Source organism: Sphingomonas sp. AC449 (assembly GCF_979253475.1).
Genome location: NZ_CEEDCZ010000007.1, coordinates 150,111 through 168,085 on the forward strand (window position 1 = coordinate 150,111; position 17,975 = coordinate 168,085).

Genomic DNA, 17,975 nt, shown 5'->3' on the forward strand with positions numbered 1-17,975 from the left:
GTTATTTCAGCGGTCCGCTCGAGAAGTCGATCTTGATGCGGACCCACGCGCCGACCATCGTCTTGCCGCCGACGCGGGGCGGACGCACGCGGAACTGCCACGCCGCCTGACGCATCGCGCGCGCAAGACCCGATCCCGGCGGGGATTCGCCGAGCGCACGACAATTCTCGACCTTGTAATTCTCGATCGTGCGGCAGGCGATCAGCGCCCAGCTCCCCGGCGGCGCGCCGTTGGGCAGATAGCCGGCGAGTTCGGCATGGCTGGGTTCGACATACCATTCGGCGTTGTAGAGCCGCTGGCCACCAGGGCCTTCGCCGGGACCGTAGGCGGAACCGCTGTCCTTGCCTGCGCCCGCGCCATCGGTGTCCGAGCCGCCGTCGCTGCGCTCGCTGGGCTGCGACTGGATTTTCGAGATGTCCGCCGAGTCGAACAACTCCATGCCGCCTGCGAGCATCTTGGGAAACGCCGGGGCAGGGGTGGTCGGGCGCGGATCGGACGCCGGGGCGGCAGCGGGGGGCTTGGGCGAGCGGGGCGACGCGCCGCCTGCGACGAGCTTGGCCTTTTCGACGATCGGCCGCTGCGGCGTTTCGGGGCGGTCCTCACGGTCGGGGAGCAAGCGGAACGTGCTGGGTGGCGGCGCGGGCTCGGGTTTGGTCACGTTTGGCGCGAGACGCAGCAACAGCAGGATGACGACGATGTGCGCGACGATCGCGAGCAGAAACGACCCTGCGCGCCGCCAGAGCGGGGGACGCGATCGGCTCGACGCGGACAGATAGGACGTCGAAGCCATCTGCGCTGTGCCTAGACGGCGCGGGACAGCGTCGCAAGACGTCGCGGCAGACGCGGGTCGATCGGTCTACGCAACGACGTCCGCCCGGCCGGGCTTACGCATCAGTCATCGAAATGGATGTCGAGCGCGCGCGCGGCAAGAACCGCCTGCGTCCGGTTCTGCACCTCGAGCTTGCGCAGGATCGCGGTCATGTGCCCCTTCACCGTCGCCTCCGAGATACCGAGATCGAACGCGACCTGTTTGTTGAGGCGACCCGCGCAGACCCCGAGCAGGACCTTCAATTCGGTCGGCGTCAACGTCGCGACGCGGCTCGACAGGTCGTCGGCGGGAAGCGCCCGGGGTATCGGATCGATCTCCCCGGCCAGCGCACGCGCGACCGCGTTTTCGAGCATGGCGAGATCGGCGGTCTTCGATACGAAACCGACCGCGCCATAGGCGCGCGCGCGGGGCGCTGCCTCATTCTCGTCGGCGGACGAGATCACGACGATCGGTGTCGCGGGCCGTTCGGCATGCAGCAGCGCGACCCCCGCAAATCCCTCCGAGCCCGGCATCCGCAGATCGAGCAGGATCAGGTCCAGCCGCCCGGCCGCGCGGGTCGCATCGATCGCCTCGCCGAGCTGTCCCGCCTCGATGACCGTCGCATCGGGCGCGGCGCGGCTGACCGCCAGCTTGAGTGCCTGGCGGAAGAGCGGGTGATCGTCGGCGATCAGGATCGTCCGACCACCGGGCGGGACGGCGGGATCGATCATGCGGGTTCGGCCAGCGCCTCCCTGCGCCCTTCGATCAGCGCGTCGACGACCGCCGGATCGGCGAGCGTCGAGGTGTCGCCGAGCTGGTCGAGCTGGTTCTCCGCGATCTTGCGCAGGATGCGGCGCATGATCTTGCCCGAGCGCGTCTTGGGCAAGGCGGGCGCGAACTGGAGGATGTCGGGCGTCGCGATCGGCCCGATCTCGCGGCGGACCCACTGGACGAGCTCCTTGCGTAGCGCCTCGCTCGTCTCGGCGTTGGCGTTCAGCGTGACATAGGCATAGATGCCCTGGCCCTTCACGTCGTGCGGCATCCCGACGACCGCGGCCTCGGCGACCTTGGCATGCGCGACGAGCGCGCTCTCGACCTCGGCAGTGCCCATGCGGTGGCCGCTGACGTTGATGACGTCGTCGACACGGCCGGTGATCCAGTAATAGCCGTCCTCGTCGCGGCGGCAGCCGTCACCGGTGAAATACTTGCCCGGATAGGTCGAGAAATAGGTCTGGAAGAAGCGCTCGTGGTCGTTCCACACGGTGCGCATCTGGCCGGGCCAGCTGTCGGCGATGACGAGGTTGCCCTCGACCGCGCCGTCGAGCACCTTGCCCTCCGCATCGACCAGTTCTGGGAGCACGCCGAACAGCGGCTTGGTCGCGCTGCCGGGCTTGAGTGCGGTCGCGCCGGGGAGGGGGCTGATCATGTGGCCGCCCGTCTCGGTCTGCCACCAGGTGTCGACGATCGGGCAGCGGCCGTCGCCGACGACGTTGTGATACCAGTTCCACGCTTCGGGATTGATCGGCTCGCCGACCGACCCGAGCAGGCGCAGCGACTTGCGGCTGGTGCGCGTCACCCAGTCGTCGCCCTCGCGCATCAGCGAACGCAACGCGGTCGGCGCGGTGTAGAGGATGTTGACCTGGTACTTGTCGACGATCTGCCAGAAGCGGCTGTGGTCGGGATAGTTGGGGACGCCCTCGAACATCACCGTCGTCGCGCCGTTCGCGAGCGCGCCGTAGAGCGAATAGGTGTGGCCGGTCACCCAGCCAACGTCCGCTGCGCACCAGAAGATCTCGCCGGGGCGGTAGTTGAAGACGTATTCGTGCGTCATCGACGCCCAGACCAGATAGCCGCCGCTGGTGTGGAGCACGCCCTTGGGCTGGCCGGTCGAGCCGCTGGTGTAGAGGATGAACAGCGGGTCCTCGGCGTTCATCGGCTCGGGCGCGCAGTCGGTCGACTGGGCGGCGATGCAATCATGATACCAGCAGTCGCGACCCTCGGTCATCACGACCTTGCCGCCCGTGCGGCGGACGACGATGACCGCCTCGACGCCAAGATCGCCGTGGTCGAGCGCGGCATCGACATTCGCCTTGAGCGGCACCGTCTTGCCACCGCGCAGGCCCTCGTCGGCGGTGATGACGACGCGGCTGTCGCAGTCGTGGATGCGGTTGCACAGGCTCTCGGGCGAGAAGCCGCCGAAGACGACCGAGTGGATCGCGCCGATCCGCGCGCAGGCGAGCATCGCGAACGCCGCCTCGGGGATCATCGGCAGGTAGATCGTGACGCGGTCGCCCTTCCTGACGCCGCGCGACTTCAGGCAGTTGGCGAGCTTCGACACTTCGTCGCGCAGTTCGGCGTAGCTGATCTTGCGCGACTCGTCGGGGTTGTCGCCTTCCCACAGGATCGCGGTCGCGTCGGGGCGGGCGTCGGCGTGGCGGTCGACGCAGTTGGCGGCGACGTTGAGCTGCCCATCCTCGAACCAGCGGATCCGGAAGTCGCTCTCGTCGAACGACGTGTCCTTGATCTTCGTCGGAGCGACGATCCAGTCGAGGCGTTTGGCCTCCTTCGCCCAGAAGGTGTCGGGATCGGTCGCGGCCTCCGCATACATCCGGTCATAGGCGGCGGCATCGATCAGGGCGTCCTTCGCCCATTCCGCGGGGACGGGATAGCTGGCCTCGGTCATCGAACTCTCCTTTTCCCGCCGTCGTAAACGGTTCCCCCGGTTCGATCACCCCCAACCAAAGTCAGGGATGCCCCCATGGCGGCGATCAGGCATTTCATCGAGGCCTGTATTCACGCGCCAGACCGGTGAGGCAGGTTGGAGGTACGGATGAGACGATCGGTATATACAGCGCTATTGGTTGGCACCGCACTTGTGGGTATCGCACCCAGCGCGGCGCATGCGCAGACAGCACGCGAGATCGAGCTCGAGACGCGTCTCAAGGCGCTCGAGGCTGCGGTCCAGGATCTGCGTGGCGAGCTGACCGCGGCGCGCACATCTGCTGCTACGCCGCCGCCGGTCACGTCGTCGACACCGCCGACCGCGCTTGCCGCGGCACCGGTGACGGCGCCGACCGCAAGACCGGGCGGTGCGACCGCGCCGACCGCGATTGCCGAGGCAAAACCGGCGTCGCCCGGTCCTGCGCCCACCGACGGGTTCAAGGTTGCGGGAACGACGGTCAAGCTCAACGGCTTCCTTAAGACTTGGGCATCGGTCAGCCGGTATAGCGGCGGCAACATTCCGCCCGAGTCGGTCGGCCGTGACTTCTATTTCCCGTCGATGATCCCGGTCGGTGGCCGCAACGAGGGCAACAGCGTCGAGGGCCATGCCAAGCAGACGCGGATCGTCATGGCGACCGAGACGCCCGTCGCGGGGCATAGCCTCAAGGGGCTGATCGAACTCGATTTCCAGGTCGTTCCAGGATCGCAGGGCAACCAGCGTGTCGTCAGCGGGTATAATCCGGGACTGCGCCGCGCGTTCTTCACGTTCGACAACTGGCTGTTCGGCCAGGAATGGACGACGTTCCAGTATATCGGCGCGCTACCCGAGACGACCGACTTTGTCGGCCCGTCCGAAGGGAGCGTGTTCGTGCGGCAGGCGCAGGTCCGCTACACGCGCAAGCTGAGCGATACGCTCACGCTCGCGGTTGCGGCGGAAAATCCGGAAACCGCCTCGACCGGTCTCGCCTCGGCGGCCATCGTCGAGAATGCCGACGACCGGCTTCCTGACGTCGCCGCACGGCTGAACTACAAGACGGGCTTCGGCGAATTCTCGCTGGCGGGCTTGGCGCGCAAGCTGACGATCGACACCGGCACGCTGAAAGACAGCGCGAACGGGTGGGGCGTGTCGTTTGCGGGCAAGGTTCCGCTCGATACCGCCGGGCGTTCGGACATCCGGTTCATGGTCACGCATGGCGATGGCATCGGGCGCTATGTCGGGCTCAATCTCGCGCCGGACGCGGTGTTCCTGCCCGTGCCGGGGGCTAGGCTGTACACGCCGAGCGTGACCGCGGGTTTTGCCGCGCTCAAGCTCGGCTGGACCGACAAGCTCCGCTCGACCTTTATCGGGAGCGTCCAGGGGATCGATTATCCGACCGGCGGCGAGCCGATCGGCGCGAGCGCCTCCGTGTGGAGCTCGTCCGCCAACCTGTTCTATTCGCCGATCAAGAACATCGATCTGGGGGTCGAATTCCGTCACGCCGAGCGCCGGCTGGTCGACGGGCAGGTCGGCAAGCTCGACCGCGGTGAGCTGGCCGCGCGCTACTCGTTCTAGACGGCGCTTATCACCGTCCCCCGGGCGGGGGAGACACCGCAATTTTCCCGAGCCGGCGACGATCGGCTGTTCCAACCACCATTCCATCTGAGAGGAAACCGCCATGGCGACTACAACAGGGGACGCTTCGCCCCTCGGGCATGTGAAGCAAAGCCAACCGCTGGTCATCATCGCCTCGTCGCTCGGGGCGGTGTTCGAATGGTATGACTTCTATCTCTACGGCCTGCTCGCGACGATCATCACCGCGCAGTTCTTCTCGGGCGTCAACGAGACGACCGGGTTCATCTTCGCGCTCGCGGCGTTCGCGGCCGGGTTCGCGGTACGCCCGTTCGGCGCGTTGGTGTTCGGGCGGATCGGCGATGTCGTCGGGCGGAAGAACACCTTCCTCGTCACGATGGCGATCATGGGGTTGTCGACGTTCCTCGTCGGCCTGCTCCCGAGCTATGCCTCGGTCGGCGTCGCCGCGCCGATCGCGCTGGTCGTGCTGCGGCTGTTGCAGGGCCTCGCGCTCGGCGGCGAATATGGCGGTGCCGCGACCTATGTCGCCGAGCATGCGCCCGACAAGAAGCGCGGCCTGTTCACCAGCTTCATCCAGACTACCGCATCGCTCGGGCTGTTCGCGGCGCTGTTGATGGTGATCGGTGTCCGGACGCTGGTCGGCGAAGAGGCGTTCGCGTCTTGGGGCTGGCGTATTCCGTTCATCGTCTCGATCGCGTTGCTCGCGGTATCGCTCTGGATCCGCATGCAGCTCGAAGAGAGCCCGGTGTTCCAGAAGATGAAGGACGAGGGCAAGACGTCGAAGGCCCCGCTGACCGAGGCATTCGGCCAGTGGAGCAACCTCAAGGTCGTGCTGATCGCGCTGTTCGGTGCGGTCGTCGGCCAGGGCGTCGTGTTCTACACCAGCCAGTTCTACGCGTTGTTCTTCCTCGAGAAGAACCTGCGTGTCGACGGGCCGACCACCAACATCCTGATCGCCATCGCGCTGCTGATCGCGACGCCCGCGTTCATCTTCTTCGGCTGGCTGTCGGACAAGATCGGGCGGAAGTGGATCATCCTGACCGGCTGCGCGCTTGCGGCGCTGACCTATATGCCGTTGTTCCATGCGCTGTCGAAGGCCGCCAATCCGGCGCTCTACGCGGCACAATCGGCGGCACCGGTGACCGTCGTCGCCAATCCGGACGAATGTTCGGTCCAGTTCGATCCGGTCGGCAAGAACAAGTTCGACAGCAGCTCGTGCGACATCGCCAAGTCGTATCTGGCGAAGGCGGGTATCTCGTACACCAACGTCGTCGCGCCAGCGGGGACGGTCGCGCAGATCCATATCGGTGATACGACGATCCCTGTCGTCAATCCCGCGGTCGTTACCGGTCCCGATCGTGCCGCCGCGATCAAGACGTTCGGTGGCGAGGTGAAGACCGCGCTGACATCGGTGGGCTATCCCGAAAAGGCCGACCCGGCACAGATCAACAAGCCGATGGTCGTTGCGATCCTCGTGCTGCTCGTCCTGTACGTGACGATGGTCTATGGTCCGATCGCCGCGCTGCTCGTCGAGCTGTTCCCGACGCGGATCCGCTACACGTCGATGTCGCTGCCCTACCATATCGGTAACGGCTGGTTCGGCGGGTTCCTGCCGACCGCGGCGTTCGCGATGGTCGCGGCAACCGGCGATATCTATTACGGGCTCTGGTACCCAATCGTAGCCTGTGCGGTGACCGCCGCCGTCGGCCTGGTGTTCCTCCCCGAGACGTTCCGCCGCTCGCTGCACGGCTGATCGTCCCGAAACCACGGCGACGGGGTGCGGTTCTGTGAACCGCACCCCGTTTGCGTTTGTCAGAACAGCCGCTTGAGCAGGCCGGCATTCGTCTTGCCCAGCTCGACGATCGAGTCGCCCCGGCCACTCATCACCGCCTTTGCCATGTAGAGCGTGAAGCCCTTCATCTGCTCCAGCGTGATCTTGGGCGGCATCGACAATTCGGTGCGCGCGGTGACCGCGTCGAGCAGGGCAGGGCCGGGATGCGACAGGACCTCGCGGACGCCCGCGTCGACTTCGCCAGGGTCGGTGACCCGGACGCCGTGGATACCGATCGCGCGTGCCATCGCCGCGAAGTCGGGATTGTCGAGCGCGACGCCGGTTTCGATCAGTCCTGCCGCCTTCATCTCCATCTCGACGAACCCGAGCGTGCCGTTGTTGAAGACGATGATCTTCACGGGCAGCCCGAGCTGGCGGACGGTCAGCAACTCGCCCATCAGCATCGCGAGCCCGCCGTCACCCGACAGGCTGACGACCTGACGGCCGGGGAAGGCGGCCTGCGCGCCGATCGCCTGCGGCAGCGCATTGGCCATCGATCCATGATTGAACGACCCGATCAGCCGACGGCGGCCGTTCATCGCGAGATAGCGCGCTGCCCATACCGTCGGCGTCCCGACGTCGCAGGTGAACACCGCGTCGTCGCTCGCCTGCTCGCTAACGAGCCGCGCGACATGTTGCGGGTGGATCACCCCGCTGCCCGGCGTGCCGTTCGCCAGGTCGTCGAGACCCTTGCGCGCTTCGGCATAGTTGGCCCGCGATTCCTTCAGGAAGGCGTCGTCCCGATTGCGCGTGACGAGCGGCAGCAGATGGTCGATCGTCGCGCCGACGTCGCCGACCACCCCGAGATCGATCGCGGTTCGGAGACCGAGCGACTCGGGGCGCAGGTCGACCTGCACGACCTTGGCCTGTTCGGGATAGAATTGGCGATACGGAAAGTCGGTGCCGAGCATCAACAGCGTATCGCAGCCCATCATCGCATCATAGCCCGAGGAGAAGCCGATCAGCCCGGTCATCCCGACGTCGTAGGGGTTGTCGTATTCGATGAACTCCTTGCCGCCGAGCGCATGGACGACGGGCGCCTGCAATGCCGCTGCCAGCGCGACGAGCTGGGCATGCGCGGTACGGCAGCCGCGCCCTGCGAGGATCGTCACGCGGCCCGCGTCGTTGAGCATTGCCGCGAGTTCCGCCAGCGTCCCGGCATCGGGGACGATTTTGGCGGGCTCGGGCAGCAGCGCCGTCGCCGAGCGTGCGATCTGCCCCGTGGTGGTGCGCAAGGCGACGTCGCCCGGCATCGCGACGACCGACACGCCGCGCCGTCCGACCGCCGCACGGATCGCGGTGTCCAGCGTGCGCGGCATCTGGTCCGCATCGGCGATCGTCTCGCAGTACACGCTGCATTCGCGGAACAGCGCTTCGGGGCGTGTCTCCTGGAAATAGTTCGAGCCGACTTCGCCGCTCGGCACCTGCGCGGCGATGGCGAGAACCGGGACGCGCGTCCGGTGACAGTCGTACAGCCCGTTGATCAGGTGCATGTTGCCGGGGCCGCAGGAACCCGCACAGACCGCGAGCTTGCCGGTCAACTGCGCCTCCGCGCCGGCCGCGAAGGCGGCGGCCTCCTCGTTGCGAACATGGATCCATTCGATCTTGCCGCGTTTCCGCAGGCTGTCGGTCAGCCCGTTGAGGCTGTCGCCGACGACGCCGTAGATGCGCTCGACGCCCGCGAGGTGCAGGGTATCCGCGAACAGGTCCGCGATCGTGGTCTTCGACATCAGGAAACTCCGGGCTCGGTGAGCGGGGCGGCCGGGCGCGTTGGCCGGGCACGATGAGCATCGAAAACGCGCCTGGCGCCGCTTTGGTTGACCAAGGCGCGGGGTTTTTATCAACTGGCGGCCGCGGTGGCGCGCGCAGGGCCGGATCGACGCGAACCCACTGACTTCGCGCCGTCACCGGATTGTTGCAAAAAGGTAACGATTCTTTCGATCGCGCGAACATTCGACGCCATCCGACGATTTGCCGCGTGAATCTGTTGCATCGCACAAAACAAGATACGAGCATGTACCCCTGACATCGAATCTGGTCGATGCAGGGCAAGCGAAAGGTTTCGATCGGCAGTGCAGTAACGCGTGGGCAGACGGCGTAAATCGTCGATGGATTGGGAGAAGTATCCGAAAGGCGCTCATCATGTGGGGGTAGCCTAATGAAGATAGTTCATAGCATTTCACGCAGTGCACTTGTGATAGCCATGGTCGCCGGGGGGCATGCCGCGGCATTCGGGCAAGACATCGCCCAGACCATCGCCTCAGCCGATACGCAACCAACCGGACAGATTCCCGACGACATCATCGTGACGGGCACCCGCGCGACCGGGATTACGGCCGCCGAAAGCGCGGCGCCGATCAAGGTTCTCGATGCGGATATCATGAGCCATGTCGGCCAACCCAATCTCAATCAGGTCCTGGCGCAACTCGTCCCGTCGTTCACCGCGCAGGCATTTGGCGGCGATACCGCCAATCTGACGCTGTCGGCGCGGTTGCGGGGTCTCAGCCCCAACCACACGCTGGTCCTCATCAACGGCAAGCGGCGGCACGGGACGGCCAATCTCGCGGTGCTGGGCGGGCCGTATCAGGGCGCGGCGACCGCCGACCTCGATCTCATCTCGCCGTCATCGATCAAGCGGATCGAAGTCCTCGAGGACGGTGCGGCGGCCCAATATGGTTCGGACGCGATTGCGGGCGTCATCAACATCATCCTGAAGGACGACGATGCGGGCGGCGACGGGTATGCGACCCTGGGCGAGAACTACCAGACGGGTGGCCGAACCTATGCGGGAACGCTGCATCTGGGGACCAAGATCGGCGAGGACGGGTTCTTCAACATCACCGCGTTCCACCGCTATCACGACTTCACGCAGGTCGGCGGAATCGATCGGCGGGTCACCGATATCAACGGCAACCTGCTAACGGGAACGACGTCGCCCTCGCTAACGCCGCTTCAGCAACGGCTCTATGCCAACATTCCAAACTTCCCTTACGTCAACCGGATCAACGGGGATGCGCAATCGCGGCTGACCAACCTGCAATACAACACCGTGTATGATTTCGGGGACGCCGAGGTCTACAGCTTCGGGACCTATTCCAAGCGTATCGCGAGCGCATACGAGAATCTTCGCGTGCCGACGCGCGTGTCGCGCACGGTGGATGGTGTGACGACCTATTTCGATCCCGAAGGCGACAACCCGGTCAACGGCTTCTCGCCGCGCGAGAAGATCCGTGAGGACGACATGGCGTTCACCGGCGGCGTCCGCGGGCTTGTCAGCGGCTTCCACTACGATCTGTCGACGACGTTCGGCCAGGACAAGAACCTGATCTACACCGTCGATTCGGCGAATGCCTCGCTCTACGCGGATACCGGATTCACCCCGACGAGCTTCTATAACGGATTCTTCAAATCGACCGAATTCACCGCCAATGCCGATTTCACGCGCGAGATCGAGGCGGGGATGGCAGCGCCGCTGAACCTGGCCTTTGGCGGCGAGTATCGCAAGAATGTGTACGAGATCGGATCGGGCGATCCGGGATCGATCTACAAGGAAGGCGGGCAGTCCTATCCGGGGTTCCGGCCTTCGGATGCCGGGGTCAACGGGCGCAACAGCCAGGCCGCGTATGTCGACGTCGCGATGATGCCGGTCGCAGGGCTCAAGCTCGATATCGCCGGACGATACGAGCATTATTCGGATTTCGGCAGCAAGTTCATCTACAAGGGGACGACACGCTACGACTTCTCGGACGCGTTTGCACTGCGCGGGACGTTCTCGACCGGGTTCCGCGCGCCGACTCTGGCGGAGTCGTTCTATTCCGCGACGAACGTCTCGCCGACGTCTGCATTCGTCCAGTTGCCGGCGAACTCCGCAGCGGCGAAGCTGCTGGGGTTCGCCAATCTGAAACCCGAAAAGTCGACCAATTACAGCATCGGCACGGTCATTCGGCCCGCTGAGCGGCTGACGATCACGCTCGACGCGTATCAGGTCAAGATCCGCGATCGCATTCTGGGGACGGGGTCGATCTATGGCAGCGGCGGTGCGAACAACTTTCCGATCGTGACCGAGGCGATCCGCGCGAATGGCAACGTGCTGGACCCGACCGTCAACCAGACGGGGATCAACATCTTCACCAACGGCGCCGACACACGCACGCGCGGCGTCGACCTGGTGGTCAGCTATGTCACCGACTTTGCCGATTACGGGAAGGTCAACTGGACGCTGTCGGGCAATTATAACGAGACCAAGGCGCTCAACCTGAATGCCGCCCCGACGACGCTGGGCAACATCCCGTTGTTCGATCTCGAAGCGCAGAGCTATCTCGAGACCGCATCGCCCAAGACCAAGGTGATCGGCTCCATATTCTATGCGCTGGACAAGTTCGGCGCCACCTTGCGCGGTACGCTGTACGGCAAGACGACTGCGTATCTCAGCCCCGACGGCGGCTCCTATTACAAGCAGACGATCGGCACCGCGTTCATCGGCGATGTCGAGCTGAATTACGATCTGACCCGCGACCTGAAGCTCTCGGTCGGGGCGAACAACGTGTTCAACAAGCGACCGCCCAATGTCGGGCTCGTGCCGGGGTCGACCAATTCGACGGTCAATGACGGCAACGTCCTCGACGCACCGCTGACGTTCAGCCCGTACGGGATCAACGGCGGCTATTATTACGCGCGCTTCAACATCACCTTCTGACGAGATCGGGCGCGGTATCAGCCGGTACCGCGCCCGAACCTTCGGACGGCCTGCGCGGGGTCAGGCGGGGACCATCACGGACAGGATGTCGCCGACATCGGCGGTTGCGAATGCGGTATATTCGTCGCCGATCGCATAGGGGAGAAGGATCCGCCGCCCGTTGAGCAGCCCGCCGCAGCTGTAGGTGACGTTCGGCACATAGCCGCCCCGTTGCTCGGCGCTGGGGAAGAGCAGCGGCGACGGCGTCCGTGCGAGGACGCGGGCAGGGTCGTCCTTGTCGAGCAGGCACGCGCCGATGCAATAGCCGCGCACCATGCCGACGCCGTGCGTGAAGACGAGCCAGCCCTCGTCGATCTCGATCGGCGATCCGCAATTGCCGAGCTGGACGAATTCCCATGGGTATTTGGGCGCCATGATCGGCGTCCCCGTCTCCCAGGTATAGAGATCGTCCGAACGGTTGAGCCAGATGTTCTCGCTGTCCTGACGGCCGAGCATGACGAACTGGCCGTTAATCCGCCGGGGGAAGAGCGCCATGCCCTTATAGCCCGTCATCGCCCCCGCAAGCGGACGCATCTCGAAGGTGCGCATGTCGACGCCGCGGATCATCTCCTGACGAGCGACCTTGCCGTCGAACGCGGTATAGGTGCCGATCAGGCTCTGGACCCCGTCATGGTCAGTGAAATTGACCAGCCGGAGATCCTCGACGCCCTGGCGCTGGCTAGGAAGGACCGGGAAGATCACCGTTTCGGACGGTTCGCGACTGTCGTCGCAGACGAGACGCACCCAGCCATCGTGGTTGCGTTCGATCCGCGGCGGGACGCCGTGCGGGCTAGCCGGATGGATCGTCAGGCCGCCGTCCGACGCCCATTCACCCGTCCGGAACGTCACGGACGAGATATGCCCCTCACCGATGCCGCGAAGCGACAGCGCAAAGCGGACAGCATCGGGCTGCGATGGTGGCTCGTCCTCGATCCGGACGATGCTCGGATTGAAGAGCGCGGCGGATTCGAACGCATATTCTTGGCTGAAATAGGCACCGAGCAGGAATTGTTCGTCCGGGTCGCAGACAAGGTCGCCGAGTTCGGGTCGCATCTCCTCGAACCGGCGGCGGAAGACGCTTTCGGCGTCGCGGTGGCGCTCGCGCATCGGTGTCGAGACGAGTTCGATCATGCGCGCACGCATGTCCGCGTTCAGGTCGAGCACGCGCCTGGCGACCGCCATCGCCCGGGTCGGGCGGTCGGCCTTGAACGCGTCCGGATAGGCGAAGCTGAACGGGCGGATGACGGTTCGTGACGGATCGGGTTTGAGTTCCACGTCGAGCGTGGTGAAGACGTCGGCAGCGAGCATCGGGGACCCTTTTTTTCGTCGGCGGCGCGAAGGGCGCCGCGGTGCCTAGTTCTGAGCGATGCAGTGGCGCTTTATATCCCGCGCACGTCAATCTTCCGCCGGTTTGTTCTGGAACGCCTGCACAAACCCGGAAAAAACTTTGCTATTGATAACCAGTCGCAGCATCGTCTAATGCCGCTTCATGGACGCAGCAGCCCATCGGGACCCGGCGAACGGGCGCAGCGGAACGCCTGCGCGGCGGCGGATCCGGCCTGTCGTGCTGACGACCGCGGCGCGGTCGATGACGGCGCTGTTCGGCGGGTATGCGTTGGCGTCCGCGGTGGCGACACTGATCGCGCGGCTGCTGCCGGTCGACAGGGCAGACGCGACCGCCTGGGGCATGAACCTGTCGTTTCTCGCTTTTGCCGGCATTGCCTTATGGTGTTTTCACGAGCCGCGCGTCGCGCGCGTGATGCTGCTCGTCTGGGGCGGGACCGCGGCGCTTGTCCTCGCCCTCTACTTGCTCGGAATGCGCCCGTGACGAAGCCCGTCACCGTGCGGCAAAGCATGGCGTGGATTCACGGCTGGCTGGGGCTGCTGGCGGGCTGGCTGTTGTTCGCGATGTTCTTGACGGGCACCGCGAGCTATTTCCGGCCCGAGATCACGCAGTGGATGCAACCCGAGTTCCGCGCGAAGCAGGTGGGTGCGGCGCAGGCTGCGCAGACCGCGATGGACCATATGCAGACCGTCGGTGCCGACGACGTCCAGTGGTTCATCTATCTGCCCGACGCCCGTACCGCGGTGACGCGTATCTTCGAACAGCCCAGCGCGACGGCGAAGGGGCCGCGACCCGCTGAAATCGTTCTCGATCCCGCGACCGGCACGCCGCTTGCGGCACGCGAGACGCGCGGTGGCGAGCATTTCTACCGGTTCCATTTCCAGCTTCAGCTGCCGCATCCATGGGGGCGCTGGCTCGCGGGGCTGTGCGCGATGTTCATGCTGGCGGCGATCCTATCGGGGGTCATCACGCACAAGCGGATCTTCGCCGATTTCTTCACGCTGCGCTGGAACAAGGGCCAGCGCAGCTGGCTCGACGCGCACAATGTCTCCGCCGTGCTTGCGCTCCCCTATCACGCGATGATCACCTATACCGGGCTGATCACGCTGGTTGCGATGTACATGCCGTGGCCGGTGATGGCGACGTACAGGACGCCGCTCGACTTCGGCGCGGTCGCGTTCGGGATCCCGGCGGACCGGGCGGCGACCGGCGTGGCCGCGCCGCTGCTGCCGATCGGCCCCATGGTGGCCGGTGCCGAGACGGTGTTCAGCGCACCGGCAACGCGGGTGGTGGTCCGCAATCCGAACGACAGCGCATCGACGGTCACAGTCTATCGGCATCCCAGCGCATCGCTCAACGCGCGCGGGCCCTCGGTGACCTTTTCGGGCAGCTCGGGGCGCGAACTCGAACGCTCGAGCGATGTGGGGCCGGCACTGAACACGGCGGGCGTGATGCTGGGGCTTCACGTCGCGCAATATGCCGGCACCGGCCTGCGCTGGGCCTACTTCCTGCTCGGCCTGACGGGGGCGGTGATGGTCGGGACGGGGTTGCTGCTGTGGACGACGAAGCGTCGCAAGCCGGGCGCGGTGCCGTTCTTCGGGCTTCGTCTGGTCGAGCGGCTCAACATCGCCGTCATCGCCGGGTTGCCGATCGGGATGGCGGGGTATCTGCTGGCGAACCGGCTGGTCCCGGCGAACGCGGTCGGGCGCGCCGACATCGAAGTGGCAACGATGTTCTGGCTATGGGGCGGCGTCGCGATCGCGCAGCTTGCCCGTTCGCCCCAGCGCGCCTGGATCGAGGGCTTCGCGCTGGCGGCGGCGGCGTTCGCCGCGATCCCGCTGGTCAATGCAGCGACAACCGACCGCGGGCTCGCGGCGTCGCTGGCGTCGGGCGACCTGCTGTTCGCCGGGTTCGACGGCGCGATGCTCGCGACCGCGGCGCTGTTCGGGGTCGCAGCATGGATCGTCGCGAAAAAGCCGGAGGCGAAGCACCGCCGCCCGTCGCACGGGCAATCACGAGGAGTATCGCATGCTTGAAACGGTGATCATCACGGCGGTCGGCTGGATGCTGCTCGCGGCGTCTGCATTTCGCTTCAGACGGGATCTCGCAATCACGAACCCTTCGACGGTTCGCGCGCTCCGCATCGCGGCGGGTGCCGTGCTGGCGGTCGCGCTGATGCGCTGCGGCGCACCGGTCACCGGGGAGCGGATCGTCCGCTTCCTCGGCGGGAGTTCGCTCTCGGCGGTGGTCATGGTCATGACACTGTCGATCGCGCCGATGACCGCGCTTCGACCGGTCGCGGTCCTGCTCGCCCTGGCGCGCTCGATGCGGCAGTCGCGGAACAGCGCACACGCCGTGCCAGTCCGGACCGCATCGTTTCGATAGGACCGGGAACGGGCAATCGATCGACGCGTGTGCCCGCGCTCGTCCGGTTCGCCTCATCCCGACGGTGCTTGGCGGCGATCACGCGCGCTGATACATGACGGGGAATGTTGGCTTTTCTGGATTTCGAAGCGTCGTCTCTCGGCAAGACGAGCTATCCGATCGAGGTCGCCTGGGTTTTCGAGGACGGGACGTCCGAAACGTATCTCATAGCGCCGGCGCCCGCGTGGACCGACTGGGATCCCGCTGCGGAGGCGATCCACCATATCGATCGCGCGATGCTGGTGGGCGAGGGAACGCCGGCGCAGCAAGTCGCTGATCGCATGGTCGCGGTGCTTGCCGGCCACAGCCTCCATGCCAGCGCGCCCTCCTGGGACGGCAAGTGGCTGAACGTCCTGTTCCGCGCGACGGGATATCCCAAACACACGCTTCGGCTTCGCGATACCGACGAGGCACTCGCGGACGTCGCGCGGAGCATCCTGCGCGAGGTGGTTCCCGCAGCGGCGCTGGACGCCGAGGTCGAGACGGTGATGGTCCTCGTCGATGTCCGCGCAGCCGGCGCGCCGGCACACCGGGCGCTGCCCGATGCGCGTGCCGAACAGGCGCTGTGGGCGGCGGTGCGCGACGCGGCGCGCGCTCGGCGGGATAAGATCACCCCGCGCGAGCGCTGAGCCGCCTCATTTGACGACCGGAAGGTCGATATAGGACGCATTGCCGGCGTCGTGCACCACGACGTTGTGCGCGACGATCCCCTTGCTCTCGCTCTCGTTCGGACCGCCGGTGTTGAGGTTGCGGACGAATTTTGGGAAGTTCGAGGATGTCACCTCGACGCGGATGCGGTGGCCCTTTTCGAAGCGGTTGCTGGTGGTCATCGGGGTGGGCTTCAGCGTGTAGACCGTGCCGGGCTGCATCGGCGCCGGGGAGGCATAGCCGTCGCGGTAACGGGCGCGGACGATCGTGTCGCCGAGGATATAGGCGGTGCCATCGGGGGCGACGTCGACGAGCTTGACCGCGAAATCGGTGTCCTTCGCGTCGGACGATATTTTCAGGACGGAATCGACGAACCCCGACACCTCCATGGGTTCGGTGAGCGCGTCGGTCGTGTAGACGAGCACATCGTCGCGCGCCTCGATCACGCGCTGGTCGAACGCGCCCGCAGTGACGATACCCCCGTTGCAGCAATCGCCGCCGCCGATCGTCTGGACGGGGTTCATCGGATCATAGGTGAAGCGATCCGCGGGCTCGCCGCTTGCCGGAGCGGTCATGAGCAGCCGCCCGTCGCCGCTGAGCCCGTTCGCGCGACCGCCGCTGCGCAGATACATCCGGACCATCCGCGCGGCCTTGGGCGGCCATGCCGCGTCCGATTGCCACGCGTTCAGGCCCATCGTGTAATAGCGGACGTGCGGCGTGGTGTTCGGGAACGCCTTCACATCGCTTTTCAGGAACCGATCGAAAAACGCGAAGATCTCGGCATCGGTATCGAAGCTGGGGTTGCCGAGCGCGCGATCGCCGGACACGAAACCCGGTTTGAGCGCGCCGAACGCACAGTGATTGTTCGGGCCGATCACGGCATATTGGTTCGCGCTTGCCTCGCGGTCGGTGTTCGCGGCGCGGGCATGGTTGAACAGTTCCATGTTGGGGCCGATCGACACATCGTACCAGCTGTTGAACCACAGCGCCGGAACGCCCCAGCCCATCCCCTCGTGATAGAGTCCGCCCTGAGTCCAGCCGGGATCGGCGGGCGTACGCGTGATGAACTGTTCGAACGTCGCGGGTGGTTCGCCGAGGTCGGAAAGCATCGTGGCGACGGGAAGATGCTTGATCTGCTGCGTCCAGTTGACCTCGGGCTTCTTTGCATCGAGGTCGTTATACTGCGCGATCCGCGACCGCGTTGCCTGATCGAGCCCGCCTGGAAGCTGGGCGCGCAGCGGATTGTCGACGCCGTAGAGCCAGACATAGAACAGCGTCCGCGGCACGCCGCCGGTGTACCAATTGCCCTGCTCCTGGAACCGGCCGACCTTGCCGATCCCCGCGCCCGACGCCATCGGCACCATCGCCGCATGCGCGGGATGGTTCTGACCGGCAAGCGCCAGCTGCCATTCCGCGGAGGACGAACAGCCGAGCGTGCCGACCTTTCCGTTCGACCAGGGCTGTTTGGCGACCCATGTCAGCATGTCGTAGCCGTCGGTCTGCGGCTTGCCGAGAATCTCGTATTTGCCTTCGGAGAAATACCGGCCGCGTTCGTTTTGGATGATGAAGGCGTAGCCGCGACTGACGGCCTTCAGTGCCGCGCGCTGCGAAGACGGCTTGTTCCCGAGCTCGTTATACGGCGTCTTCGAAAGGATGGTCGGAAGCGGACCCTTGGCACCGCGCGGACGGTAGATGTTGGTCGCAAGGCCGACGCCATCGCGCATCGGTACCATCACGATCGTCTCGACGGTCGCCTGCTCGGCCAGTGCCTGTGCAGCCGCGGCGTCGCTGTATTTCGAGAAGTCCTGCGCGCTCGCGGGAACCGCGACGATCAGCAATGTTGTGACGATGACGTGTTTCAAGACCGAACCCCCAGCCGACGATATGGCAGGA

At 65.7% G+C, this 17,975-nt stretch carries 13 protein-coding genes; 7 read left to right on the plus strand and 6 right to left on the minus strand.

What is annotated here, in order from left to right; all coding sequences use genetic code 11:
- Position 1: 1 nt before the first annotated feature.
- From AC0CH3_RS12965 to acs, 3 genes are all read right to left on the minus strand, one after another.
- Entirely contained in the window at positions 2–790 is a 789-nt protein-coding gene (locus AC0CH3_RS12965) for a hypothetical protein (protein WP_056022734.1), read from the minus strand.
- 101 nt (positions 791–891) lie between these two features.
- Complete coding sequence (locus AC0CH3_RS12970; RefSeq protein ID WP_056022737.1) at positions 892–1,539, minus strand: response regulator transcription factor; 648 nt, start codon at positions 1,537–1,539, stop codon at positions 892–894.
- A complete protein-coding gene (gene acs / locus AC0CH3_RS12975; RefSeq protein ID WP_465237977.1) occupies positions 1,536–3,491 on the minus strand; it encodes an acetate--CoA ligase in 1,956 nt (651 codons plus the stop codon). The genes AC0CH3_RS12970 and acs overlap by 4 nt, the downstream gene beginning before the upstream one ends.
- Before the next feature lie 147 nt (positions 3,492–3,638).
- Here acs and AC0CH3_RS12980 point away from each other — a divergent pair, with 147 nt between their 5' ends.
- Both AC0CH3_RS12980 and AC0CH3_RS12985 read left to right on the plus strand, forming a co-directional pair.
- Positions 3,639–5,081 (plus strand): DcaP family trimeric outer membrane transporter, encoded by a 1,443-nt coding sequence (locus AC0CH3_RS12980; protein ID WP_465237978.1) that lies wholly within the window; start codon positions 3,639–3,641, stop codon positions 5,079–5,081.
- A gap of 103 nt (positions 5,082–5,184) precedes the next feature.
- Positions 5,185–6,852, plus strand: a complete 1,668-nt coding sequence (locus tag AC0CH3_RS12985) for an MFS transporter (RefSeq protein ID WP_056022747.1) — start codon at positions 5,185–5,187, stop codon at positions 6,850–6,852.
- 59 nt (positions 6,853–6,911) lie between these two features.
- Here AC0CH3_RS12985 and poxB read toward each other — a convergent pair whose 3' ends face one another.
- Positions 6,912–8,660, minus strand: a complete 1,749-nt coding sequence (poxB, locus tag AC0CH3_RS12990) for a ubiquinone-dependent pyruvate dehydrogenase (RefSeq protein ID WP_354299697.1) — start codon at positions 8,658–8,660, stop codon at positions 6,912–6,914.
- A 575-nt stretch (positions 8,661–9,235) separates the two neighbouring features.
- Between poxB and AC0CH3_RS12995 the strand changes: the two genes are divergently transcribed.
- Complete coding sequence (locus AC0CH3_RS12995) at positions 9,236–11,626, plus strand: TonB-dependent receptor plug domain-containing protein (protein ID WP_465237979.1); 2,391 nt, start codon at positions 9,236–9,238, stop codon at positions 11,624–11,626.
- A gap of 60 nt (positions 11,627–11,686) precedes the next feature.
- Here AC0CH3_RS12995 and AC0CH3_RS13000 read toward each other — a convergent pair whose 3' ends face one another.
- Positions 11,687–12,973, minus strand: coding sequence for a glycoside hydrolase family 130 protein (locus AC0CH3_RS13000; RefSeq protein WP_354299701.1), 1,287 nt, complete (start codon positions 12,971–12,973; stop codon positions 11,687–11,689).
- 280 nt (positions 12,974–13,253) lie between these two features.
- Between AC0CH3_RS13000 and AC0CH3_RS13005 the strand changes: the two genes are divergently transcribed.
- From AC0CH3_RS13005 to AC0CH3_RS13020, 4 genes are all read left to right on the plus strand, one after another.
- Positions 13,254–13,493 carry an iron transporter gene (locus AC0CH3_RS13005; protein WP_354299703.1) on the plus strand — a complete coding sequence of 80 codons (240 nt, stop codon included), beginning with the start codon at positions 13,254–13,256 and terminating at the stop codon, positions 13,491–13,493.
- Positions 13,490–15,046 (plus strand): PepSY-associated TM helix domain-containing protein, encoded by a 1,557-nt coding sequence (locus AC0CH3_RS13010; protein ID WP_354299704.1) that lies wholly within the window; start codon positions 13,490–13,492, stop codon positions 15,044–15,046. Before AC0CH3_RS13005 ends, AC0CH3_RS13010 begins: the two co-directional genes overlap by 4 nt.
- A complete protein-coding gene (locus AC0CH3_RS13015) occupies positions 15,039–15,395 on the plus strand; it encodes a hypothetical protein (protein WP_354299706.1) in 357 nt (118 codons plus the stop codon). The genes AC0CH3_RS13010 and AC0CH3_RS13015 overlap by 8 nt, the downstream gene beginning before the upstream one ends.
- Positions 15,396–15,499: 104 nt before the next feature.
- Complete coding sequence (locus tag AC0CH3_RS13020; RefSeq protein WP_354299708.1) at positions 15,500–16,063, plus strand: 3'-5' exonuclease; 564 nt, start codon at positions 15,500–15,502, stop codon at positions 16,061–16,063.
- 6 nt (positions 16,064–16,069) lie between these two features.
- Here the strand turns inward: AC0CH3_RS13020 and AC0CH3_RS13025 are convergent, their stop codons facing one another.
- The gene (locus AC0CH3_RS13025) at positions 16,070–17,944 is read right to left on the minus strand and encodes a CocE/NonD family hydrolase (RefSeq protein WP_354299710.1); all 1,875 of its coding nucleotides are present in this window, start codon (positions 17,942–17,944) and stop codon (positions 16,070–16,072) included.
- Positions 17,945–17,975 lie beyond the last annotated feature (31 nt).